This is a genomic window from Oerskovia sp. USHLN155 (genome assembly GCF_037145535.1).
In the GTDB taxonomy this organism is placed as follows: Bacteria; Actinomycetota; Actinomycetes; order Actinomycetales; family Cellulomonadaceae; genus Oerskovia; species Oerskovia rustica.
Genome location: NZ_JBBCXG010000009.1, coordinates 168,308 through 192,129 on the forward strand (window position 1 = coordinate 168,308; position 23,822 = coordinate 192,129).

At 72.1% G+C, this 23,822-nt stretch carries 20 protein-coding genes; 6 read left to right on the forward strand and 14 right to left on the reverse strand.

The window, feature by feature from the left end; all coding sequences use genetic code 11:
* Nucleotides 1-110: 110 nt before the first annotated feature.
* The 10 genes from WFH32_RS14530 to WFH32_RS14575 all read right to left on the reverse strand — a co-directional run bounded on the left by WFH32_RS14530 (nt 111) and on the right by WFH32_RS14575 (nt 9,014).
* Entirely contained in the window at nt 111-1,175 is a 1,065-nt protein-coding gene (locus WFH32_RS14530; RefSeq protein ID WP_191794545.1) for a hypothetical protein, read from the reverse strand.
* A gap of 1 nt (nt 1,176) precedes the next feature.
* Nucleotides 1,177-1,800 carry an ABC transporter ATP-binding protein gene (locus WFH32_RS14535; RefSeq protein ID WP_191794546.1) on the reverse strand — a complete coding sequence of 208 codons (624 nt, stop codon included), beginning with the start codon at nt 1,798-1,800 and terminating at the stop codon, nt 1,177-1,179.
* Nucleotide 1,801: 1 nt separating this feature from the next.
* Nucleotides 1,802-2,905 carry a peptidoglycan-binding protein gene (locus tag WFH32_RS14540; RefSeq protein ID WP_191794547.1) on the reverse strand — a complete coding sequence of 368 codons (1,104 nt, stop codon included), beginning with the start codon at nt 2,903-2,905 and terminating at the stop codon, nt 1,802-1,804.
* A 172-nt stretch (nt 2,906-3,077) separates the two neighbouring features.
* Nucleotides 3,078-3,548, reverse strand: coding sequence for a hypothetical protein (locus tag WFH32_RS14545; protein WP_191794548.1), 471 nt, complete (start codon nt 3,546-3,548; stop codon nt 3,078-3,080).
* A 110-nt stretch (nt 3,549-3,658) separates the two neighbouring features.
* Nucleotides 3,659-4,021: a hypothetical protein gene (locus WFH32_RS14550; protein ID WP_191794549.1), complete on the reverse strand. Its 363-nt coding sequence runs from the start codon at nt 4,019-4,021 to the stop codon at nt 3,659-3,661.
* 33 nt (nt 4,022-4,054) lie between these two features.
* Entirely contained in the window at nt 4,055-4,531 is a 477-nt protein-coding gene (locus WFH32_RS14555) for a hypothetical protein (RefSeq protein ID WP_336708052.1), read from the reverse strand.
* Between the two features lie 475 nt (nt 4,532-5,006).
* Nucleotides 5,007-5,771: an amino acid ABC transporter ATP-binding protein gene (locus WFH32_RS14560; RefSeq protein WP_336708088.1), complete on the reverse strand. Its 765-nt coding sequence runs from the start codon at nt 5,769-5,771 to the stop codon at nt 5,007-5,009.
* An 86-nt stretch (nt 5,772-5,857) separates the two neighbouring features.
* Complete coding sequence (locus WFH32_RS14565) at nt 5,858-6,901, reverse strand: amino acid ABC transporter permease (protein ID WP_191794551.1); 1,044 nt, start codon at nt 6,899-6,901, stop codon at nt 5,858-5,860.
* A 29-nt stretch (nt 6,902-6,930) separates the two neighbouring features.
* Nucleotides 6,931-7,854, reverse strand: coding sequence for an ABC transporter substrate-binding protein (locus tag WFH32_RS14570; protein ID WP_191794552.1), 924 nt, complete (start codon nt 7,852-7,854; stop codon nt 6,931-6,933).
* Nucleotides 7,855-8,084: 230 nt separating this feature from the next.
* Nucleotides 8,085-9,014 carry an ABC transporter substrate-binding protein gene (locus WFH32_RS14575; RefSeq protein ID WP_191794553.1) on the reverse strand — a complete coding sequence of 310 codons (930 nt, stop codon included), beginning with the start codon at nt 9,012-9,014 and terminating at the stop codon, nt 8,085-8,087.
* Between the two features lie 589 nt (nt 9,015-9,603).
* Here WFH32_RS14575 and WFH32_RS14580 point away from each other — a divergent pair.
* Together WFH32_RS14580 and WFH32_RS14585 are read left to right on the forward strand one after the other, a co-directional pair.
* The gene (locus WFH32_RS14580; protein WP_336708053.1) at nt 9,604-11,598 is read left to right on the forward strand and encodes an ABC transporter ATP-binding protein; all 1,995 of its coding nucleotides are present in this window, start codon (nt 9,604-9,606) and stop codon (nt 11,596-11,598) included.
* Between the two features lie 5 nt (nt 11,599-11,603).
* Nucleotides 11,604-13,499, forward strand: coding sequence for an ABC transporter ATP-binding protein (locus tag WFH32_RS14585; protein ID WP_336708090.1), 1,896 nt, complete (start codon nt 11,604-11,606; stop codon nt 13,497-13,499).
* Nucleotides 13,500-13,597: 98 nt separating this feature from the next.
* Here WFH32_RS14585 and WFH32_RS14590 read toward each other — a convergent pair whose 3' ends face one another.
* Together WFH32_RS14590 and WFH32_RS14595 are read right to left on the reverse strand one after the other, a co-directional pair.
* Nucleotides 13,598-14,758, reverse strand: coding sequence for a winged helix DNA-binding domain-containing protein (locus WFH32_RS14590; protein WP_336708054.1), 1,161 nt, complete (start codon nt 14,756-14,758; stop codon nt 13,598-13,600).
* Between the two features lie 33 nt (nt 14,759-14,791).
* Entirely contained in the window at nt 14,792-15,478 is a 687-nt protein-coding gene (locus WFH32_RS14595) for an LmeA family phospholipid-binding protein (RefSeq protein ID WP_191794557.1), read from the reverse strand.
* Between the two features lie 125 nt (nt 15,479-15,603).
* Here WFH32_RS14595 and WFH32_RS14600 point away from each other — a divergent pair, with 125 nt between their 5' ends.
* The 4 genes from WFH32_RS14600 to WFH32_RS14615 all read left to right on the forward strand — a co-directional run bounded on the left by WFH32_RS14600 (nt 15,604) and on the right by WFH32_RS14615 (nt 19,226).
* The gene (locus WFH32_RS14600; protein ID WP_336708055.1) at nt 15,604-16,488 is read left to right on the forward strand and encodes an LLM class F420-dependent oxidoreductase; all 885 of its coding nucleotides are present in this window, start codon (nt 15,604-15,606) and stop codon (nt 16,486-16,488) included.
* Between the two features lie 79 nt (nt 16,489-16,567).
* Complete coding sequence (locus WFH32_RS14605) at nt 16,568-17,902, forward strand: multidrug effflux MFS transporter (protein ID WP_336708056.1); 1,335 nt, start codon at nt 16,568-16,570, stop codon at nt 17,900-17,902.
* A 156-nt stretch (nt 17,903-18,058) separates the two neighbouring features.
* Nucleotides 18,059-18,430 carry a VOC family protein gene (locus tag WFH32_RS14610; protein WP_191794608.1) on the forward strand — a complete coding sequence of 124 codons (372 nt, stop codon included), beginning with the start codon at nt 18,059-18,061 and terminating at the stop codon, nt 18,428-18,430.
* Between the two features lie 19 nt (nt 18,431-18,449).
* On the forward strand, nt 18,450-19,226 hold the full coding sequence (locus WFH32_RS14615) for a uracil-DNA glycosylase (RefSeq protein ID WP_404821987.1): 777 nt from the start codon (nt 18,450-18,452) through the stop codon (nt 19,224-19,226).
* Nucleotides 19,227-19,265: 39 nt separating this feature from the next.
* Here the strand turns inward: WFH32_RS14615 and WFH32_RS14620 are convergent, their stop codons facing one another.
* Nucleotides 19,266-22,496 carry an SMC family ATPase gene (locus WFH32_RS14620; protein WP_336708057.1) on the reverse strand — a complete coding sequence of 1,077 codons (3,231 nt, stop codon included), beginning with the start codon at nt 22,494-22,496 and terminating at the stop codon, nt 19,266-19,268.
* On the reverse strand, nt 22,496-23,785 hold the full coding sequence (locus tag WFH32_RS14625; RefSeq protein ID WP_336708058.1) for an exonuclease SbcCD subunit D: 1,290 nt from the start codon (nt 23,783-23,785) through the stop codon (nt 22,496-22,498). Before WFH32_RS14625 ends, WFH32_RS14620 begins: the two co-directional genes overlap by 1 nt.
* Nucleotides 23,786-23,822 lie beyond the last annotated feature (37 nt).

Below are 23,822 nucleotides of genomic sequence, written 5' to 3' on the forward strand. Positions count from 1 at the left end.
CGCCCCACCCCGCCGAGGGTGACGGGCACGGCCGCCGACGGTGACGTCCGGCCCGCCGACGGTGAAGCGCACGCCCGGGGGGACCGTACCCTACGGCGCTGGTCGGCCCCTCAGCGGTCCTTGGCCATGTCGGAGGGCCGACGGCGCAGCACCGGCAGGGCGACGATGTTGCCGACCACGAGCCACACCAGGCCCCCGGCGATCGTCCACAGCACGCTCGCGGCGGGAGCGAGCGCCTGACCGGCCAGGAGGAGCGTCGTCGCGGCCGAGGCCGTGACGAACGTCCCGGCCACCAGCGATTGTTCGAGTGCCAGAAGCACCCCGAGCGAACGCGGCGACGTGCCCGACAACCGGTAGGCGGCCAGCTCGCTCGACCGGAGGCTGCCGACGACGGCCACCGTCAGCCCGCCGATCGCCCCGAGGAGGAGCGGGAGAAACCGCTCGATGCGGGTGAGGAAAAGTGCGACGACGTCGGTCGTCTCCCGGAGCTCGGTCGAGACGAGGACGGGGTTGTCCTGGACGTCGAGCGCCGCGGCGATGACCGGTGCGGCTGCTGACGCGTCCGCGAAGGGGGTCAGGACGACCGAGCAGGTGGCGCTGGTCGCGATCGATCGGTCGGCGGCGACGAACACGGCCCCGGTCCCACCGAGCCCGGCGCCGTCGCCCGAGCCGACCAGTGCGCTCACGGTCCCGGAGCCGCTGGCTCCTGTGACGAGGTCGAATCGTTGGCTCGGGCCGCGTCCCGCGGATTCGGCGATGCTCCGGCCGACCACGGCGTCGTGTGTCGCGAGCTCGGGAAGGAGCGTGGTGCTCACGGGACGCACCGGAACCTTCGCGCCGAGCTGGGGCAGGTCCATGGACGGGGCGTCGAGCACCTGGATCCCTGCGCGTTCCACCACGGAGAGAGCGGTGAGCCCCTCGCACGAGTCCCGGTCGATGAGGACGGGGCTGTCCTGGACGGCCTGCGTGGCCGCGAGGACGTTTCGACCTTGGGCGCGCAGCTCGGCGATCTGCCGTTCGAGGCCCTGCCCCTGCTGGACGGCGAGGGACGCCTGCGCGGAGCCGAGCAGGACCGCGAGGAGCACCACGGGGAACAGGCGTGCCGCGGTCGAGAACACGTTCCTGGTCGCTTCACGCGCGAGGAGCGCGAGCGACCATCGGTCGGTCTCGTGCACGTCAGGCCTCTCGGAGGTTGATGCAGCGCTCGGCCGCGGCGATCAGGGCGGGGTCGTGCGTCGCGACGACGACGGTCGCGGTCGAGCGCAGCGCGTACAGGAGCTCGACGATGTTCTCGGTGTTGGCGGCGTCGAGGCTCGACGTCGGCTCGTCCGCGAGGATGATGGGTCGCCCTGAGGCGAGGGCCCGGGCGAACGCGATGCGTTGCAGCTCGCCGCCCGACAGCTCGCGCGCGAGGCTCGCAGCACGGTCGCCCAGGGACACCTTGTCGAGCGCGGCCCTCGCGATCTCCGTCGCCTCGCGCAACGTGATCCCTCGGCTCAGGACGCCGATCGCGACGTTGTCGAGGACCGTTCGTCCGCTCAGCGCGTTGGCTCCTTGCGGGACCCAGCCGATGTGCTCGGGGCGTGGCGCCTCGCGTGGCGACCGCGGGCCGGACGACACCGTGACCCGACCGGAGGCGGACTTGACGTACCCGGCGATCCCACCGAGCAGCGTCGACTTGCCGCTGCCGGAGGGACCGACGAGCGCTGTGACCCGACCCGCCTCGATGTCGGCCGAGAAGTCGGTGAGCACCTCGCGCTCGCCGAACCGGTAGGAGACGTTCTCGACATGGATCTCCATGTCAGGCGCAGGCCGCGTGCTCGTCTGCACTCAACCTCGACGGATCACGCACGATCGCGGCCCCGACCAGGTCAGCGTCGACCGCCGTCACGGCGAGCTCGCCCTCGAGCGGTCCGGCCTCAGCGAGAACGACGGCGTCGCTCCCCTCTGCCTTCCCGCCCGCGCCGGCGCTCTCGGTGTCGAGCACGAACACGCACAGGGTTCCCGAGGGCGACGCAAAGACGGCGCCCGCGGGCACGGTCCCGACCGTTCGAGGCTCGGCAACTGAGATACGGACGCCTGAGACGGTCGCGCGCGGAGCGCCCTCCTCGGATGCCGTGACCGTGGCCCCACCCTTGACGAGCGCGGTGTACAGAGCGTCCACCTCGGGAGCCTCGGGCGTGAGCGACGTGAGCGGGAGCTGGGTGGCGCGCAGGTGCGCGATGAACGGACCTGGGAGGCCGAGCACGCGCAGGGGCGCCTCTCCCGACTTCTCCACCGCGAGGGACGTCGGCCGGTCCGGCCCGGTGAGCAGTGCGTCGCCTGCGGCGAGGCGGGCGCCGACCGTCGCGCCGACCTGCCGCACCTGCGCGACCCCTGGCGGGACGTAGATGGTGAGCCCGGGGGTGAAGATGCCGGTCTCGGCCGCGCCGACGGACTTCTGGTAGGCCTTGACAGCCTTGGTCATGCTCGCCGAGAACGCGTTGTCCCGACCGAGGGTGTTGGCATGACCGGTCGCGGCAAGGTAGGCGGAGAGCTCGGCCACGTCACTGCCCTTGGCGCCCTCGCCGAGCTCACGGTAGAAGGGCTGTGCACCCAGGTGGGCGCGTAGCTTCACCCCGTCGAGGCTCACCAGGTCCCGACCCTGGGTGATCTCGTCCCCGGAGGCGACGTGCAGAGACGTGACCAGGCCGTCGACCTGAACAGCGACGGGGGCCGAGGGGGCGAGGTCGAACACCAGGACAGCCTCCTGGATGTAGTTTCGTTCGCGCTCCCCCACGACGACCGTCGCGGGCAACGGGTCACGGACGGCCTGCTCCTCGATGTCCGCCGCCTGCGGAAGCACTACGAAGAGTGCCAGGAGCGGCAGCGCCCAGAGTGCGATGACCGGCGCGAAGAATCGCACGCTCGAACCCCTCGCCGTACCTGGGGGTCGGTCAACCCCTCGTCGCAGAGCCTTCCTGCCGAACACCCCGTCATCCTCCCGACCGCGAACAGACACAACTGCGCGAGACGCACTCCGAACGATTTTCATGACGGGATTCTCCCGACCAGGTTCTCTCGACGGTACCGAAACATCATCCGCCGGTCGCGCAGCTTGGCCGCTCGATCCCTGCCTCCTCGAGGGCGACAAGGATCTCCTCGAGCGTATCCGGCGGCTCTATACCGTTCCTCTCCAAGCAATCACGGAAGAACATCGCCGTGTCCGACGTGTCCTCGTTCGCCACTTGCCACTTCCTGTCGAGGTGCTCGAACTCGCTCCCGTAACATTCGGCCTCGACACCCTCGTCAATGGCGGCCTGAGCGATCGAGTAGCTGATCACCGCGCTCGACACGTCACCACCCAGCACCTCGAACCCGGCCCCGTTCATGCAGGCGACGTACCGCCTGAAACCGGCCTCATACTCTTCACGGTCGACCTCGTCGTCCTCCAGCGCGGAGGCCTGCTCGGCCGACATCTCCACCTGTGGTGACGTCACAAGAGTCGAATCACTCTCCGTACCGCCAGAAACGCAGCCCGACGCCACGACGAGGAGCAGCGATGCCACTGCGCCACTCAGTGCGGTTCTTGATTTCACGATTCACCCATCTCGACAGATCAATGTTCGAGCGGCACGATTGAGGCATCGTGCCGCTCGAACAGGAGAGAAGCCCGGGACTACGTGTAGAGAGTCCCCTTCACCCGAATGAGGTTTCCCGTGTAGAAGGTGTGCTCGCCGCCCACCGTCTCCGACAGCTGCAATGTCGCGAGCGTGGCGCTGTACTTCCAGCTCGACACGTATCCCGGCTGACCGTTGCGCGAGTACTTCAGGCGAATACCGAACTCCCCGCAGCCCTTCGTGCCCCACGTCTCACCGTAGGTTGCCGTGGTCCGTCCGGCTGCCGAGCCCTTGGTCGCGAGGACCCCGTGCGTGCAACCCATCGACGTGCTGCCGATCGCCTGCGCCGGGAGCGCGACGACCCCTCCGGACAGCGTGACCGCGATCGCCGCAGCGATCAGACTTCTCGTGAGAATCTTCATCGAAAGCTCATTTCAATCGCCAGCGGTTGGAGGTCAGGTGTAGATCGTCTTTTCCACCTTCTTGTCGTAGCCGACGGTGTGGATCCCGCCCACCGTGCCGCTGAGCTGGTAGGTGACGATCTGGCTGCCCCACTTCTGGCTCGTCACATATCCCGGCACACCATCCCTCGAGTACTTGACTCGCAAGCCCACACTGCCGCACGCTCCGTCGAAAGATTGGAACGACTCGCCGTACGACGCGTTGGTGTACCCTGCGAACGAACTAGAATTGCTCTTCGGGCACATCGCAGTTGCGCGCCCGATAGCACTGGCGGAGGACACTCCTCCGGCCAGAGCGAGCGCGACGCCAAACGCCACGGCCACTCGAAGCCGATTCTTCTTCAACATTCTCCCCTGATTCCTCCAGGCCACCGCGGCAAGACAAGTTGCAGCAGCGACGCATGGATAGCTTGCCAGGTCACATATCGCGTCGGCGACATCGGATCGTCCCAGCCCGTCAACCTCATCCATGAGGCCGCGGTTTCGACCGTAGCCAGGCCGGGCAATGCTGTCAACCCTGACCGAAAGCATGCGGTGATGCCGATGAGCCGCCCCCGGTCAAACTCAAGGCATGGCGAAACGCCTTGCAATCAAGGAATCTGATCGGATAGCAGAAGATCGCACGGCGAGCCGCCACAAGAGCGCCAGGCGCCATTGCGAGCCTGGCCATGGCACCCCAAGGACGAAACGAGAAATGGAGAGGCGTGAATATTCACACCACGTCCGCTCTCGACCCCCTCGCAGACGCCCACGGCGACCAGAGCGGCAGCGGATCGACCAGGGAGTTATCTGTAAAGACTCCTGCCAATGGCGAGGATTGGAGCACTCTATCGAGTTCGCACAATGCCCGTCAAGGGGCTGCCGACGACCGTGAGACGCCGACGGCCCCTGAGCCTCTCGGTCCAGGGGCCGCCGTCCGCGCCGGGCGCTGGGGCGGGCGCAGGTGCTACAGCACGTGCGCCAGGAACTCCCGGGTCCGCTCCTCGCGCGGGTTCGTGAGCACCTCGCGGGGGTCGCCCTGCTCGACGATGACGCCGTCGTCCATGAACACCACGTGGTCGCCGACCTCGCGCGCGAAGCCGATCTCGTGGGTCACGACGATCATCGTCATGCCGCTCTCGGCGAGGTCGCGCATGACCGCGAGGACCTCGCCCACGAGCTCGGGGTCGAGCGCCGACGTCGGCTCGTCGAACAGCATGAGCTCGGGGTCCATCGCGAGCGCCCGCGCGATCGCGACGCGCTGCTGCTGACCGCCCGAGAGCTGGGCCGGGTAGTGGTCCATGCGGTCCGCGAGGCCGACCCGTTCGAGCAGCTCCACGGCTCGCGTCCTGGCCTGCGCCCGCGACAGCCCGCGGACCTGCACCGGCGCCTCCATGACGTTCTGGAGCGCCGTCATGTGCGGGAACAGGTTGAAGCGCTGGAACACCATGCCGATGCGCGACCGCTGCTCCGCGATCACCTTGGGGTGCAGGCGGTGCAGCCGCTTCTTGCCGTTCTTGTCGACCTCGCGGTAGCCGATCAGGTCGCCGTCGACGTAGATGCGTCCCGCCGTGAGGTCCTCGAGCTCGTTGATGCAGCGCAGCAGCGTGGACTTGCCCGAGCCCGACGGGCCCAGCACGACGCACACCGAGCCCCGCGGCACCTCGAGGTCCACGCCCTTGAGGACGTGCACGTCACCGAAGGCCTTGTGTACCCCGGCGATCTCCACCATGGGCGCGACGGACGCGTCGGCGAGCGACGCCGTCGGGCCCGTCGCCGCGGCCGCTGCGCCGGACGTGCTGTCGAGTGCGTCCGCGGTCACGGGGTCACCTCCAGGAAGGGGTCGGCGTTCGCGGTCGTGCCCGACGCCGCTATCGCCTCCTGCTTGCTCGGCTTCTTCGGGCCCTTGCCCGGCTTGCGACGACGAGACGAGCCCGTCGACGTGCCGAACCCGCGCCCGTAGTGCTGCTCGATGAAGTGCTGGCCGACCATGAGGATGCTCGTGATCAGCAGGTACCAGATCGCCGCGACCATGAGCAGCGGGATCGGGAGGAAGATGCGGTTCGCGATCGCGTTGGACGCGAACGTCAGGTCCAGGCTGAACGGCACCGCGAGGACCAGCGACGTGGTCTTGAGCATCGAGATCGTCTCGTTGCCCGTCGGCGGGACGATCACGCGCATGGCCTGCGGCAGGATGATGCGGCGCAGGATCTTGCCGTCCTTCATGCCCAGCGCCTTGGCGGCCTCGGCCTGCCCCGGGTCGACCGACCCGAGACCGGCGCGCACGATCTCCGCGAGGTACGCGGCCTCGTTGAGCGCCAGGCCCAGGATCGCGGCGCGCGCAGCCGTGAAGAGGTCGGCGGTGTCGAACACGAACCACTCGGGCCCGAACGGGATCCCCAGGCTGAGCTTGGGGTACAGGACAGAGATGAGGCCCCAGAACACGAGCTGCGTGTAGATCGGGGTGCCGCGGAAGAACCAGATGTAGAACCAGCTCGTCGCGCGCATGACCGGGTTGTCCGAGCGCCGCATGATCGCCAGGATCACCGCGAGCACGACCGCGATGGCCATCGAGGAGAACGTCAGGATCAGGGTCCAGCCCACGCCGCGCATGATCTGCACGTCCCGCAGGTAGAGCCAGACGACGTCCCACCGGAACTTCTCGTTGGTGACCAGGCCGTGCACGGCCATGGCCGCGAGGACCAGGAGGACCACGGCCGCCGCCCAGCGCCCCGGCCGCGGCACCGGGACCGCGTGGATGCGGTCCGGTATCCGGTCTGCGGGCTTGGTCGCCGTGCCGTGGCTCGCTGGGCCACCGCTCGGGCGACCGTCGGGAGTCGGGGTGCTGGGCGGCTGGGCCATGGCTACCTCTGTTCTGTCAGGGGATCGGCTCAGGAGACCACGGGGTTGAGCTCGGCCGTGGTCACCGCACCGGAGGTGTTGCCCCAGGTGTCGAGGATGGTCGTGTAGTCGCTGTCGTCCATGAGCTTCTGCACCGCGGCCTGGACGGCCTGCGTGAGCGCGGTGTCGTCCTTGGCGATCGCGATGCCGTGCAGCGAGTCGGCGAAGATGTCGCCGAGCTGCTCGATCTGGCCACCGGTCTGCGTCACGGCGTACGCCACGACCTGCGAGTCCGCGTACATGACGTCGGCCTTGCCACCGACGAGGTTCGTCGTGACGTCGGCCTGGCTCGCGTAGCGCAGCGGCGTGATGTCCGCCTTGCCCGCAGCCTCGCAGTCCGCCATCAGCCCGTCGAGCGCGTCGTCCTCGACCGTGCCGGTCTGGACGGCGATGCTCAGGCCGCACACGTCGGACGGGTCGACGTCCTTGGGGTTGCCCTTGGCCACGGCGAACGCCTCGCCCGCACGGAAGTAGCTGACCATGTCGACCGCGGCCGTGCGCTCCGGCGTGATCGTGAAGCCCGAGATGCCGATGTCGTACTTGCTGCCGATCGCGGGGATGATCGACGCGAAGTCGGCGTTGGTGACCTCGACGTCGAGACCCAGGACGGCACCGATCGCCTTGGCGAGGTCGACGTCGTACCCGACGATGGTCTTGCCGTCGTCGCCGATGAACTCGGCCGGGGCGTAGGTCGCGTTGGTGCCGACCGTCAGGGTGCCGGCCTCGACGACGTCGGCCGGGAGCATCGCCGCGATCGTCTCGTCCTTGGCGATGGTCGACGGGTCGAACGCCTCGGCGGACGAGCCGCCCTCGGTGGGCGAGGAACCAGAGCCCGAGGAGGCGTCGGTGCACGCCGTGAGCGCGAGGGTCGCGGCGATGGCGGTGAGGGCGGTGAGGACGGGCAGCCTGCGCATGGGGGTCTCTCGTTTCGTGGTGGTGATCTCCGGCGCCGGCCTCAGGGGGGTGGGTCGTGCACCGCGCAACGCGGGCAGCACGGAGCGGCGCCGCACCGTTGCCCTTCCAGTTTCCCGCGCGGGCGGCCGGACTGGCAAAACGGGGGCGCGCGACGGTGCCGGTCCCGAGGGCGGTCAGCCCGTCGGACGCGGCTGCCCGACCGACGGCGGGACCGGCACCACACGCAGCGTCAGGATGCCGGCGGGTTGACCACGGCCTCGTCGAGAGCGCCCTCCTCGTTGCCCCAGGAGGCCAGGATGTCGGTGAACGTGCCGTCCTCCATGAGGACCGTGAGGGCCGCCTGGATCGCGGCCGCGAGCTCGGTGTCGGCCTTCGCGGTCACGATGCCCTGGGGCGCCGAGTCGAAGACCTCCCCGATCTGCTCGATCTGGCCCTTCGTCTGCTCGATCGCGTACGACACGATGGGCGAGTCCGCGTACATGATGTCGGCCTTGCCGCCGACGAGGTTGGTCGTCGCGTCCGCCTGGTTGTCGTAGCGCAGGATCTGGAGCGGCTGCTCGCCGTCCTCCTCGCACGTCGTGCTGATCTCGGCTGCGCCGTCGTCCTCGACCGTGCCCGTCTGGACCGCGACGGTCAGCCCGCAGATGTTCGTCGGGTCGACGTCCTTCGGGTTGCCCTTCTGCACCGAGAACGCCTCGCCCGCGTTGAAGTAGCTGATCATGTTGGCCTCGGCCATGCGCTCGGCCGTGATCGTGAACGACGAGATCCCGACGTCGTACTTGGTCCCCAGCGCCGGGATGATGCCGGGGAAGTCCGCCGACTCGACGACGACCTCGAGCCCCAGGACCGCGCCCACGGCCGAGATGATGTCGATGTCGTACCCGACCGGCGTCGAACCGTCCGCCGCGATGAACTCGGCCGGCGCGTACTCGGTGTTCGACGCGACGACGAGCTTGCCCGCGCTCGCGATCTCGGCCGGCAGCAGCGCCGCCGCGGCGTCGTCCTTCTGCACCGACGTGAGGTCGAAGGGGGTCACCGTCGCCGTCTCGTCCGAGGCGCCGGCAGACGAGGAGTCGGCGGGCTGCGAGGCGTCCGTACAGGCCGTGAGCGCCAGGGTCGCAGCGGCCGCGACCGCGACGAGGAGTGGCATCTTGCGCATGAGAGCTCCGATCGGGTGGGTACGTCGAGGCGCGTCACTCTAGAGGTGATACGTCTCGCTCGCGTCACGGACGGGTTTCGGTTCGGCACCTGGCCAGCCCGGGTACCCCTCGGCAGACCACCCTGCGAAAAGGAAGCGACCCTCACCAACCACCTGCGCTACTGTCGGCGCGCACCGACAGCCGGCCGCCACCGACGGCAGCCGCACGCCTCCGGAGGGGAGCCGCCCATGACACGCACACCGACGTGCCACCGCTGGCGCCCCTCCCCCTGCACACCCCGCCAGGTCACCGCCGGATGACGCGGCACGGGACGTTCGCTCGGCAGGCTCCTCGGAGCCGACCAGCACCGTTCCGGGCCCGCCCCGTCCGTATCCCGCAGTCCGTCCCGCAGCCTCCGTACGCCCGCCGCACGCAGTCCCCGCGGCCCGCGCACCGACGCGACCCGGCGGGCCGCTGCGACACACCCGCACCCCACCCGACCCATCCGTCGGCGTGCCCGTCCCCGGACGTGAGCGACGCCGTCGGGCCGCGCGCCCTCGCCGGCGGGCGCGCCCGCAGACCGACCCGTCCCACCCACCGGAGGTATCGATGACCGACGACCCACCCGCGCCCGCTCCCGACGGCGCGGCGCGCCTCCCCCGTACGCGCGCGCTGAAGGCCGTGCTCGCCGCCCGCGCGTCGCGCTGGATCGACCTCGCGCAGCTCCTGCCGCAGGCCGGCAAGCCGCTCGTCGCCGCGGCCGCGCTGCTCAACGTCCTCCTGGGGCTGCTGCCGCTCGCTTTCATCGTGCTCATCGGCTACGTCCTGTACCTCGTCCCGCTGGTCGCCGAGAGCACGCGCGGGACGGGCGGCCCGCCCGGTACCCCCGGCTGGTCCGAGCTCTGGACGACCCTCGCCCTCGCGGTCGGCGTGTTCGTGGTCCAGCAGGTCCTCGCGCCCTTCCAGGCGGGCGCCACCGAGGTCGTCGCGCGCCGCGTCGACGAGCACTGCATCGACCGGCTCATGAGCGCCGCGCTGCACGACGCACCGCTGAACGCGCTCGAGAGCCCCGAGGCCCTCGACCTGCTGGCCGACGCCCGCGCGGCCTTCGCCCGCGAGGCCCGCCCGCCGGGCGACGCGGCCGCGGCGCTGCTGTCGCTCCTGTCGCGCTACGTCCAGCTGCTCGGCGCGATCGTGCTGGTGGGCGTCGTCGTCTCCCCCCTCGCGGGGGTCGTGATCCTGGCGACCGGGCTCTCGATGCGGTTCGGGGTGCGCGGGACCCTCGGGAAGTTCGCCGACATGTGGGACGCACTGTCGGGCTCGCGTCGCAAGGTCTTCTACCTGCGGGACCTCGCCACGGGGGCGCGGGCGGCCAAGGAGATCCGTCTGCTGGGCCTGCTCCCGTGGGTGCGGGCCCGCCTGCGTGCGGACACCATGGCCGCCTACGAGCCCGCCTGGGCGGGGAGCCGCAAGCTCCAGTTCTGGCCGATCATCGGTCTCTCGTGCGTGGGCCTCGTGGGTGGCGCGGTCGTCCTCGCGCTCCTGGCCGACGCCGCCGCGTCCGGCAGGCTGAACCTGTTCCAGCTCGGCGTCGCGCTCCAGGCCGTGCTGATCCCCATGCGGTTCGGCGTCTACTTCCCCGAGGCCGACGTGCAGACCCAGTTCGGCCTGCACTCGTTCCACGCGCTGCGGACCTTCGAGCAGCAGATCGCCTCGGCACGCCCGGCTCGCCCGGCGGCACCCGTCGCCGCGCGACGCCCCGAGCAGGGCATCCGCTTCGAGGGCGTGCGCTTCCGCTACACCGACGACACCCCGTGGGTGCTCGACGGCCTCGACCTCGAGCTCGGCGCCGGGCGGTCCACCGCGATCGTGGGGCTCAACGGCGCGGGCAAGACCACGCTCGTCAAGCTCCTCGCCGGGCTCTACGAGCCGGTCGAGGGCCGGATCCTGGTCGACGGCGTCGACCTGCGCGACCTCGACACGCAGGACTGGCAGCGGCAGCTCGCGCTGATCTTCCAGGACTACGTGCGCTACGAGCTCACGGCAGCGGAGAACATCGGCCTGGGCGCGCCCGCGCTGCTCGACGACCGCGAGGCCGTCACGGCCGCGGCCCGCCGGGCCGGGGCGCTCGACGCCCTGAGCGGCCTTCCGGAAGGGCTCGACACCACGCTGTCGCGCCGCTACCCCGGCGGGCGCGACCTGTCGGGCGGACAGTGGCAGCGGGTCGCGCTCGCCCGGGCGCTCCTCGCGATCCAGGGCGGCTCGTCCGTCCTGGTCCTCGACGAGCCGACGGCGCAGCTCGACGTGCGTGCCGAGGCAGAGTTCTTCGACCGCTTCCTCGCGACCACGGAGGACATCACGAGCGTCGTCATCTCGCACCGCTTCTCGACCGTCCGCCACGCGGACCGGATCGCGGTGATCGAGCACGGCCGCGTCGTCGAGTGCGGCGACCACGTCGAGCTCGTCGCGCTCGGAGGCCGGTACGCCGACCTGTTCGAGCTCCAGGCGCAACGGTTCCGCGACACCGCGTCCGTGGGCGCGACGCCGTCCACAGAGACCGACGACCCCAGCCGCTCCACCGCAGAGAAGGAGACCGCATCGTGAGGACCATGCTCGGAGCCGCACGCTTCTTCCTCGTCCTGGGCTACCGCACGGACAGGCGGCGCCTGCTCACGGCGGCGATCCTCATGACGATCGGCTACCTCGCCGGGCCGCTCGTCGGCGTCGCGCTCGGTGCCCTGACGAACGCCGCCCTCGCCCAGCAGACGAGCCTCGCGGTCAGCCTGGGCGTGTGCGTCGCGACCCTGCTGATCTTCGAGCTCATGATGGGCCACTTCGCGCACCTGTACTACTTCGAGCTCGCCGACCTGCAGCAGCTCGAGCTGACCGACGAGGTCGCCAGGCTCGCGCACGGCAACCCGCAGATCGACCAGTTCGACCGGCCGCGGTTCGCCGAGCTCCTGACCCTGGTCACCGAGGGGCTGCAGCGGGTGCGGTCCGCGCTCGAGGCGACGCTCCAGCTCAGCGGGCTCCTGCTCCAGGTCACGATCACGACCGTCATCCTGGCGATGGTCGAGCCGTGGCTGCTGCTGCTGCCGCTCGCCGCGCTGCCGCCCGTGCTCCTCAACAACACGGCGCAGAAGGTGCTCGACTCCGCGCGCGACGCGTCCGCGCACGAGGTCCAGCTCTCGACGCACCTCGTCTCGCTCGCGACCACGGGCAGCTCGGCCAAGGAGGTCCGCCTGTTCGGCGCGCAGGCCCCGATCGTCGCGCGCCAGCGTGCCGCGTGGTCGGCGACGACGGCCCGCGTGTGGTCGGCGCACCGCCGCAGCGCCCTGCTGCGCGCGGCCGGGCAGGCGTGGTTCGCGTGCGCGTACGGCGTCGCGGTGTTCCTGGTCGTGCGCCAGGCCGTCACGGGGTCGGCGAACGTGGGTCAGGTCGTCCTGGTCATCACGCTCGCGGTCCAGGTGAGCGTCCAGGTCTCGGGTGCGCTCGCGCTGCTCGGCACCCTGCAGGGGGTCGGGCGCACGGTGTCGCACGTCGAGGAGCTGCGCGCGGCCGTCGCGCGACCTGCCTCCGCGGCAGGGCCGGGACAGCCCGTGCCCGACGGCGCCGCGCACCCGGGTGCGTCCGGCGCCCTGGTAGGCGAGGACCCGGCGACCGCGTCGTCGGGCACCGTGACCGCGCCCGTGGGTGAGCCCGTGGGCTCGGGCGGTGTGCCCGCGCGGCTCACGCGCGGCGTGCGTTTCGAGGACGTGACCTTCGCCTACCCCGACACGGACCGCGTGATCCTCGACGGCGTGAGCCTCGACGTGCCCGCGGGGTCGACCCTCGCGGTCGTGGGCGACAACGGCGCGGGCAAGAGCACGTTCGTCAAGCTCCTGTGCGGGCTGTACCGGCCGACGTCGGGGCGGATCCTCGTGGACGGCGTCGACCTGCGCGACCTCGACGACGCCGAGTGGCAGGCGCGGACCGCGACCCTGTTCCAGGACTTCGCGCGGTTCGAGCTCACGATCCGCGAGAACGTGGGCGTCGGGCGGCTCGCGTCGCTCGACGTCGACGAGGACCTGTGGGCCGCGCTCGACCGGGCGCGCGGTCGCGGCATCGTCGAGAAGCAGGCGGGCGGGCTCGACCAGCTCCTGGGGCACGGGTACGGGAACGGCGTCGGGCTGTCGGGCGGCCAGTGGCAGACGCTCGGGCTCGGGCGCACGCTCCTGCGCCGCGAGCCGCTGCTGCTCGTCCTCGACGAGCCCGCCGCGGCGCTCGACGCCGCGGCCGAGCACGCCCTGTTCGAGCGGTTCGTCGCGACGGCCGACGAGGCCGGGCGGTCCGGGGGTGCCATCACGTGCTTCGTCTCGCACCGGTTCTCGACCGTGCGGGACGCGGACCAGATCGTGGTGCTCGACGCCGGGAAGGTCCGGGAGCACGGCGACCACGCGGCCCTCATGGCGCGCGGCGACCTGTACGCGGAGCTGTTCGGCCTCCAGGCGGGCGCGTACGCGTAGGGGTCGCACCCGAGGTGGGTGGGGTGGGTCGGGTGGGTCGGGTGGCTCGGTCGAGCTGCCTGACCCACCTCGGGTCCGGCACCGGGTCCGGCACCGCGTCAGGACGCCTCGTACGCCACGCCCCAGTGGGCCGCGAGCCGTTCCGCCTGGGCCTCGAAGCCCCGCTGCTCGCCCCGGGTCAGCGGCCGGAAGAGCTGCGTGTCGAGGCGCAGGGTCTTCGCGGTCAGGGCGTGCCGCCACCGCCCAACGACGCGGCCGTCCACGGCGATCACGTGCAGGAACGGCGGCACCTCCTTGCCGGGAAGCCGCAGCGGGAGCACGGCGGGCGCCTCGGGCGAGAGCGGGTCGCGGGCCAGGTCACGGCTGTCCTTGTACGACACGAAGTACTCGTCGTACCCCTGAAGCAGGTCCACCTGTACAACGCGCTCGGTGGCGCCCTGCGCGGCGGGCGGCGGGCCGTCGACGAGCCGCCAGAACGACAGGCCCTCGGTATCGCCCGCACCCGCGACCTGCTCGACGTCCGCGCCGAGCAGCGCCAGCCCCTCGCGCGTCCGCGTGAGCGTGAGACCCGACCAGCCCGCGAAGTCCTTGACCGACGCGAGCGCTCGGCCACGGAGGTAGCGCCGCAGCAGTTCGACGAGCGCGGCGTCGTCGTCGTACGTCGCGCCGAGGGGCCCGAACCCGGCCGGCACGCGCTCGTCGAACGCCGCGTACGTCTGCTGCCTACCGCGAAGTACGCCGCTGACGAGGACCCCGTCGAGCTCGGCGCGCATCACGATGTACGTGAACGCGAGCCCGCTCGACGGCAGGCCACGGTCCGCGAGCAGCGCCGCGAGCTCGGCGCGCGTGCGATGGTCTCCTCCCGCGACAGCCTCGGCGAGCAGGTCGGTCGCGGCCGCGTCCTGCGCCGGACCACCCAGGTCCGGGTAGTACGGCCGGTTGAGGCGATGCACCCGAGGCGCGGTGAGGCGCAGGAGCCAGCGGGCGTCGTCGGGCAGGACGTGGTGCCACGTGGGGCGCAGCACGTGCGTCCGCAGGAACGCTCCCGCGGAGAAGTCGTCGCGGACCGACGCGGCGGACGGCGTCCCCTCGGTGCGCTGCGCGATCCCCCACAGGGACGGGTGGAACTCTTGCGACTGGACGGCCCCCAGGTGCCCGACGACGTCGCGCACGCTCGCGAGACCGGCGCCCCGCAGGTGGTGCGCGGCGAGGCGGGTCGCGACGACCGTCGCCGCGTCGGACGACCCGGCACCCGCCATGTCTCTCACCCCACCCGGTCTCTCACGCGCGGCTCACGACACCGCGAGGTCCGCGAGCGCGACGTCCTTCCCGGACAGCTCGACCCGGATCGCCCCGTCGCTCACCCCGACCGAGGTGAGGCTCACGCCGGGCGGGAGGTCGAGCGGGACCGTCAGGTTCGTCACGAGCCTCGCGATCGGGGCCGGGAGGTCCGAGATCGTGATGGTCGCAGGGCCGAGGGTGAGCGCGGAGACGTCGACCGCGATCGTGTTGCCGTCGACGCGCGGCGTGAGCCTCGCGGACAGCGGCACCCCCAGGACGTCCATGCTCGCGACGAGCAGGTCCCCTTCGGTGCTGAACGTGACCTGGTCGCCGGCCGCCTTGCTCACGACCGCGTCGAGCGACGACGGCGCGAGGAACCCCGTCGCGGTCCCCGACCGCACGACGTAGGGGTCGCTCGTGGAGACGCCGTGGGCGTCGAGATGCAGGTCGGTCACGGTGTACCCGCCGAACGTCGCCGTCGCGGCGGACCCCGTGACATGGTCCAGCTCGCCACCCGCGACCTGGGTCAGGAACGGGAAGCCCAGGATGTCGAGGTTCGCGTCGATCAGCTCGACGTCCCCCTGCTCCATGGACCGCACCGCGGTCGCCTCGGCGATGCGCACCGTGACACGGTCCACCACCACGAGCACGAGCACCAGGACGACGAGCCCGCCGACCACCCACCACCATCGCTTCATCCGCCCACAGTAGGTGCCGAATCTGGACATCGCCTGGCCGTTGCACATCTGTGACCTGCGGACTTGGGTGCGTCCTCGGGAAAGGCCTCGCCACCGCGGCACGCCGTCTGTCTAGGGTGATCCCCATGACTCGTCCCGTACGCATCGGTGTCCAGCTCCAGCCCCAGCATGCCGACTACCCCCAGATCCGTGACGCGGTCGCCCGCGCCGAGGACGCCGGGGTCGACGTGATCTTCAACTGGGACCACTTCTTCCCGCTCACGGGCGACCCCGACGGCAAGCACTTCGAGTGCTGGACCATGCTCGGCGCGTGGGCCGAGCAGACGAGCCGCGTCGAGATCGGGGCGCTCGTCACGTGCAACAGCTACCGCAACCCCGAGCTGCTCGCCGACATGGCCCGGACGGTCGACCACATCTCGGGCGGCCGCCTGATCCTCGGGATCGGCGCCGGCTGGTTCGAGAAGGACTACGACCAGTTCGGCTACGAGTTCGGCACCGCGGGCTCGCGCATCGCCGACCTCGCGGACGCGCTCCCCCGCATCAAGTCCCGCTGGGCCGCGTCCAACCCGGCGCCCACGCGCGAGATCCCGATCCTCGTCGGCGGCGGCGGTGAGCGGAAGACGCTGCGCATCGTCGCCGAGCACGCGACGGCCTGGCACTCGTTCGGCGACGCCGCGACGCTCGCCCGCAAGAGCGCGATCCTCGACGAGCACGGCGCCGCCGTCGGTCGGGACACGGCCTCGCTCGTCGAGCGGTCGGTCGCGGTCAACCGCCCGCCCGCCGAGGTGGGCGAGGAGCTCGTGGGCCTCGGCGCGACGCTCCTCACCGTCGGGGTCAGCGGACCCGACTACGACCTGTCCCTCGTGAAGCAGTGGGTCGCGTGGCGCGACGCGCGCGCAGGCCTGACCCGTCTCACCCCTCGGATGCCGTACGCCGTCCGGGAACAACGACCTGGTGGTCGGGGTTGGCGCAGTCATGGCCACCCCACCACCAGCGTCGTCCACCTCTGACGCAGTCTCCCGCCCGGCAGCCCCGTCAGCGTCTTCGGCGTCCGCGCCCACACGCGCCACCCGGATCACCGTCGGCTTCGTGCTGCTGCTGTCGGCGCTCACGGCGATCGGCCCGCTCACGATCGACCTGTACCTCTCGGCCTTCCCGCAGATCGTCACGGACCTCGGCACGACCGAGTCCCGCATCCAGCTCACGCTCACCGCGACCCTCGCAGGCCTGGCGCTGGGCCAGCTCCTCATCGGCTCGCTCTCCGACGCGATCGGTCGGCGCCTCCCGCTGCTGTCCGCGCTCTCGATCTACGTGCTGGCCTCGGTCGGGATCGTGTTCGTCCAGTCGATCGAGATGCTGACCGTGCTGCGGTTCGTCCAAGGCCTCACGGCCGCGGCAGGCATGGTCCTGTCGATGGCGATCGTGCGCGACAACTTCGAGGGCTTCCTGGTCGGCAAGGTCATCGCGCGCCTCATGCTGGTCGTGGGCGTCGCGCCGATCCTCGCCCCGACGATCGGCGCCCAGTTCCTGCGCATGGGCTCGTGGCGCCTGATGTTCGTGGCCCTCGCCGTCTTCGGCGTGCTGCTGCTCGTGCTCGCCGCGCTGCGGCTCAAGGAGTCGCTGCCCCCCGCGAGGCGACGGACGGGAGGGACCGTCGCGGCGCTGCGCTCATACGGGTCGCTCGTGCGCGACTGGTCGTTCTTCGGCCTCGCGCTGCTCGGCGGCTTCTACATGGCCGCGATGTTCACCTACATCTCGGCGTCGACGTTCGTCTTCCAGGAGCAGTTCGGCCTGAGCGCCCAGCAGTACGCGATCATCTTCGGCGCGGGCGCGGTGTCGGTGACGATCGGCAGCCAGGTCAACGGCGCGCTCGTCGGGCGCGTGACGCCCGAGCAGATCCTGCGCGTGATCGTGCCGGTCGGGATCCTGCTGTCGGCCGCGCTGTTCGCCGCGACCCTGAGCGGCGCAGGCCTGCCCGTCATCGTCGCTCTCATCGTCCTGACGCTCGGCACGGCCGGGTTCGTCATGCCGTCGGTCCCCGCGGTCGCCCTCGAGCGCAACGCGCACCGCGCGGGCAGCGCCGCTGCCCTGCTCGGGGCGATGCAGTTCGGCGTCGGGGCGGGCATCGCGCCCCTGACGGGCCTCATCGGCGGCGACGTCACGATCACCATGGCCGCAGTGATGTTCGGCGTCATCTCGGTCGCGGGACTGCTGCTGCTGAGCCTCACACGGTCGCTGCGTGCGGCTCCTGTCGACGGGACGGCCGACGGCGCCGCAACGGGCGCACCGGCCGCGACCGACACGGCCGACGAGCCGGTGCTGGTCTCCGACGCCTCCGAGCTCGGGGTCGTCGCTGCGGCGGAGGCAGTGGTCGAGGCGGCCGAGGCGGCGGCCCCCGTGGCCCCGGTGACCCGCCGCGCCTGAGCCCCGCCGCGGCCGCCACGCCTGAGCCCACCGCACCCGCCGCGGGGCTGCGGGGAGTCCCGGTCAGCGGGTGGCCGCTTCTCTTCGTACGGTGGAGACGTGCCCGCCCCCCGGCGGGCCGCGCAGGTCACCAGCCGATCAGCAGGAGCGACGACCATGGACTGGAAGCTCGAGCTCATCCCCGTGCCCGTGTCGGACATCGACCGGGCCAAGGCGTTCTACGTCGACCAGGTCGGGTTCAACGCCGACCACGACATCCCCGTCAACGACGACCTGCGGTTCGTGCAGCTCACCCCTCCGGGTTCCGCCTGCTCGATCGTGCTCGACGTCAACATGACCGACATGCCGTCGGGCGCGCAGCGCGGCCTGCAGATCGTCGTGCCCGACGCCGACGTGGCCCGTCAGCACCTCCTCGACCACGGCGTCGACGCCCCTCCCGTCGAGGACCTGCCATGGGGCCGGTTCACGTACTTCGCGGACCCCGACGGCAACACCTGGGCGTTGCAGCAGCTCGTCCCGCAGGCGTGACAGCAGCCCGGTCCTGCCGGTGAGCCCCTCGGGACGCGACGTGCCGCGCGAGGTGGGCGCCGTCGTCGGGCCCGACGACGTCACGTACCCCCTCCAGGTCCGTTCCGCCGGGAGCGTCGCGGCGCTCGACGAGGTGCTCGTCGGGTGCCGGGCCTGCCCGCGCCTGGTCACCTGGCGCGAACGGGTCGCGGCGGAGAAGCGCGCCTCGTTCCGCGACGAGACCTACTGGGCGCGGCCCGTGCCGGGGTTCGGCGACGAGCGGGCCGCGGTCCTCGTGGTCGGGCTGGCGCCCGCCGCGCACGGCGCGAACCGCACGGGACGCATGTTCACGGGCGACCGGTCGGGCGACTTCCTGTTCGCGTCGATGTTCCGCACGGGGTTCGCGAACCAGCCGACGTCGGTGAGCGCGGACGACGGGCTCGAGCTGACCGGTATCCGCGTCACGGCTCCCGTGCGCTGCGCCCCGCCCGCGAACAAGCCGACCCCGACCGAGCGTCGCACGTGCGCGCCGTACCTGGGGCGCGAGCTCGAGCTCGTCGGCCCACGGGTCGCGGTGGTGCTCGGGGCGTTCGGCTGGCAGGCGCTGCTCGCGACGCTGGCCGACCAGGGGTGGGCGGTGCCGCGGCCTCGACCGGTGTTCGGTCACGGGGCCGAGGTACGGGTCGCGCACCCCGACGGGCGCAACCTGACCTTGTTGGGCTGCTTCCACGTCAGCCAGCAGAACACGTTCACGGGCCGGCTGACGCCCGAGATGCTCGACGCGGTGCTGCTGCGGGCGCGAGACCTCTCCCGCTGACGCCCTGCGCCGAACCCGAGGCCACCCCGGAGGCCGGCGCTACGCCCGCACCGTGAGCGTGCTCGACCCGTTCGCGAGCCGCCGCACCTCGACGCGTTCCGCGATGGACTGCTTGAGCGCGTCGACGTGGGACACGACGCCGACGACTCGGCCCCCCGCGCGGAGCTTGCCGAGCTCACCGAGCACCGCTTCGAGCGTCTCGGGATCGAGCGTCCCGAAGCCCTCGTCGACGAACAGCGTCCCGAGGTCGACGCCTCCCGCCTCGGCGCTCACGACGTCGGCCATGCCGAGCGCGAGGCACAGCGACACGTAGAAGGTCTCGCCGCCCGAGAGCGTGCGGGGGTCGCGCGCCTGCTCGGTGCGGTGGTCGAGGACCTTCATCGCGAGGCCGGTCCGGCGCGTGCGGACGTCCTCCTTCTCGTCGGACCGTTCGAGCTCGTAGCGGCCGTCCGACATCTCGCGGAGGCGTTCGTTGGCTGCCGCGACGACGTCCTCGAAGCGCCTGACCAGCACGAACGTCGCGAGGGACAGTGCCTTGGCGTTGTCGCTGCCGGACCCCGCGGCGAGCGCGGCCATGCGGGCGACAGGTGCGGCGTCCTCGCGGGCGCGGCCCCAGGCGGCCACGGTCGACTCGATCTCCGTCGCGGCGGTGGCCGCCGCGGTCGCCCGCCGGGACGCGCCGTTCGCCTGGAGGGCGGCCATCCTCTCGGCAGCCTCTGCCTGCCCGACGGCGTCGCGCGCCCCGTCGAGGTCGACGTCCACGTCCGCGGGCAGGGAGACGATCGCCTCCTCGGCGAGACCCCGCCGGATGCGCTCGGTGTTCGCGTCGATCGTGCGGAGCCTGCGTTCGAGCGCCTCGCGGCTCTCCGTCGCCAGGAGCGCGTCGACCGCCTCGTGCTCGTCCTCGAACCCGGCCTCGGCGACGACTGCCGCGACCTCGGCAGCCCGAGCCTCGAGCGCGGCCGACGCGCGGGCGACGGCAGCCTCGGCGTCGAGCAGGGTGCTCACGGCGAGGTCGCGGTCCCGCAGCGCTGCCGCGAGCACCGCGACGGGGTTGGCGGGCGCGCCCTCGTCGGCCCAGGGGTCCGGAAGGTCGGCGTCGGCGAGGAGCGGTCCGGTCGCGTCGAGCTCGGCGACGATGTCCCGGCGGTCCTGCTCGATCCCCGCGGCGAGGGCGTCGAGGCGCGCGCTCTCGCCCGCGACCCGCTCGGCGAGGGTCGAGGCCAGGGTGGTCAGGTCGCCGGTCTCGGCGTCGAAGGCCGAGAGAGCCGCGGACGCCGCGGCCCGTTCGGTGGCGGCTGCGGAGGATGCCGACACGAGCTCCTTGGCCGCGGCGAGCGCCACCTGCGCCTGGTCGACCTCGACACCTCCCGCCGCCCGCAGGAACCCGTCGAGGCGTTCGGCGAGGGTCGCGACCTCGGCGGACGCCGCCGCGACGACCTCCTCCGCGGCCCGGCGCGCGGCTTCCGCAGTCTCGACGTCGTCCCGGCCCACGTGTTCGTCGCTCGTCCGGGCGGGCGCGGGGTGCTCGTGCGCGCCGCACACGGGGCACGCGTCCCCGGGCTCCAGGCCCGCCGCGAGCTCACCCGCGATCCCGCCCAGCCAGGCCGTGCGTAGCGCGTGCTCGGCGTCGGACGCGGTGCGGGCGTCGGCGACCGCCCGCTCCTGACCAGCCCGGGCGGTGTCGAGAGCCGTGCCGGTCTCGATTGCCTGACGGGCCGCACGCAGCACGGACTCGGCCGCGAGCACCTTCTCCTGCCGTTCGCCGAGCCGTCCGGCGACGTCGGCGAGCTCGTCGCGGCGCGACTCCCGCACGGCACGGTCGGCGGGACGAGCCGCGAGGTCCGCGACGACGCGTGCGCGTTCCTCGCGGTCGCGCTCGACCTCCTTGCGGCCGTCGACGAGGTCGCGCTCCCGGATCGGCAACGACTCCCCGACGGGCAGGAGCCGGGCGAGGCGCGCGCTCGCAGCGGCGAGGCTCGACCGCAGGACGTCGAGGGCCGTGACGTCGGCCGAGGCCAGCGACTCCGGCACCCCCGTGCGGGCGAGCAGGAGCCGCTCGTGCGCGGCGGCGTGCTCCGTGGCGGCGCGGCGGGCGCCCGCGAGCACGGGCTCCACGACGGCGGCCCGCTGCGCGGCGGCGAGGACCTCCCGGTCGGTGGCCACCTGGTCCGCGGCGGCGTCGAGCGCCGCCTGCTCGGCGAGCAGGGCGTCGCGGCGCACGACTGCTGCGCTGAGCGTGCGCGCCGCCTCGAAGGCGTCACGGGCCGCGACGAGCGCGCTGTTGGCCGAGACCTCCCGTGCGCCGAGCTCGTCGGCCGTCCGCTGCATGGCCGTGACGTGACGGTGGACGAGGGTCCGGACCGACGGCTGGGCGGCAACAGCCGCGACCTGGGCGGCGTCGTCACCGACCCCGCCGGCCCCGTCGCTGTCGCCGTCCCCATCCCCGCCGCCGTCGACGCCGGTCTTGCCCGTGGGCTCGTCGGCCGTGTCGAGCGGCCCCGCGAGCCGGACGTCGTCGCGCGCGGCCTCGCGCAGGGTCGCCGCCGCGTCGCTCGTGAGCCCGGCGGCACCGACGAAGTTCTCGACGGCTCCGGTCGCGGCTCCCTTGGCGACGGACACCGCGCCCTGCGCCTCGCGGTTCAGTGCCGCGAGCTCGGTCTGCACGCGGTCGTAGATCTCGGTCCCGAAGACCTTCTGGAGCAGGCTGCGACGGTGCTCGGGGTCCGCCCGGAGGAAGTTCGCGAACTCCCCCTGCGGCAGGACGATGGTCTGGACGAACTGTCGGCGGTCGAGCCCGACGGCCCGCTGGATCTCCAGCCCGGCCTCGTCGAGCCGCGTCGAGAGCAGCTCGCCGGGCACGTCGTCGGCGTCGGCCCCCGGCGCCGCGACGGCCTGGTCCGCGCCCGCGAGCCGCCAGAGCTTCACTCCGGCCTGCTGGGTCGTGGTCCCGGTGCCGCGCTTCTTGGCGCGCTGGAACTCGGGGGTCCGTCGCACGCGGTAGACCCCGGAACCCGTCTCGAAGACGAGGTCCACGAACGACTCGACGTCGGGGGCGGCGTACGCCGAGCGGAGCCGGTCCTCGCTCGCGGCCTCGGACGCGACCTTGCCGTACAGCGCGAAGACGACGGCGTCGATGATGGTCGACTTCCCGGCCCCCGTGGGGCCTTCGAGCAGGAAGATGCCCGAGGTCGCGAGCTCGCCGAAGTCGATCACGTGGCGCCCGGCGAACGGCCCGATCGCCTGGAGGGTCAGGGTGTGCAGGTGCATCAGGCGCTCCGCTCGCTCGCGAGGGCGCGTTCGAGCGCGGTACGCAGCGCGGCTCCCTCGGCCTCGTCGGGGCCCGTCCCCGTGACGTGCTGGACGAACTCGTGGGTCACCTCGAGCGGGTCACGCCCCTGCCCGACGACGGAGATCACCGTGCGCTCGGCCGTCACCGGTGGGCGGTGCTGGACCTGGAGCGCGTGCGGGAACCGTGCGCGGACGCGCGCGTACATCTCGGTGGGCCGGGCCGGGTCGGTGACGAACACGCGGAGCCAGTCGTCGGTGTGCGGCTCACCGGACGCCCCGAGGAGGTCGTCGAGCGTCCCGGTGACCTCGGCGAGGCGTCGCGGGACCGGCGCCGGGAGCAGCTCCGTCCGGGCGTCTCCGGTCGCGTCGAGGTCCAGCAGGACGGTCGACTTCTTCTGGTGCATCTCCGAGAACGAGTACGCGAGGGGCGACCCCGAGTAGCGGGCCGTCGTGGCCGCGTCGCGATCCTGACCTGTGGTTTCACGTGAAACACCGGGCACCGTGACGGTCTGCGGGCCGTGCAGGTGGCCCAGGGCCACGTAGTCCACGCCCGCTCCTCCGAACACCCCGGCGGGCACCGAGTCCACGCCGCCCACCCGGATGTCCCGCTCGGACTCCGAGGCCTGCCCGCCGACGACGAACGCGTGCGCCACGACCACGTTCCGCAACCGGTCACCGCCACCCTCGCGGCGGCGCGCGATGTCCGCCCTGACCCGTCGCACGGCCGCCGCGGTCACGGCCTCGTGCGAGCGCGGCAACGGTCCCTTCTCACGTGTCGGAACCTGGTTCGCCTCAGGGGCCTCGCCGTCGTCGACGGCAGCACAGCACCCGTCCGCGAGCTCCCACCGCACGGCGTCCGGGTCGAGGTAGGGCATCGCGTACACCGCGACGCGCCCGCCCGAGCCACCGCGCGCGGCGGGGTCCAGGACGACGGGCGTGCCGACGTCGGGCACACGCGTCCGGAAGTGGACGCCCGCACGCATGAGCGACGCCCCGAAACCCAGCCGGATCGCCGAGTCGTGGTTGCCCGGCGTGAGCACGACGTCCGCGTGCTCGGCGAGCCGTGCGACCGTGTCCGAGAGGAGGTTCACGGCGTCCACGGGCGGGATGGCACGGTCGTACACGTCGCCCGCGACGAGGACGGCTCCGACCCCCTCCGAGCGGACGACCTCCACGAGATGGTCGAGGTACGCAGCCTGGTGGTCCAGCAGGTCGACGCCGTGCAGCGTGCGACCGAGGTGCCAGTCCGAGGTGTGCAGGATGCGCATGACCCGAACGGTAGCGGGCGCCACCCACAGCCCTGCG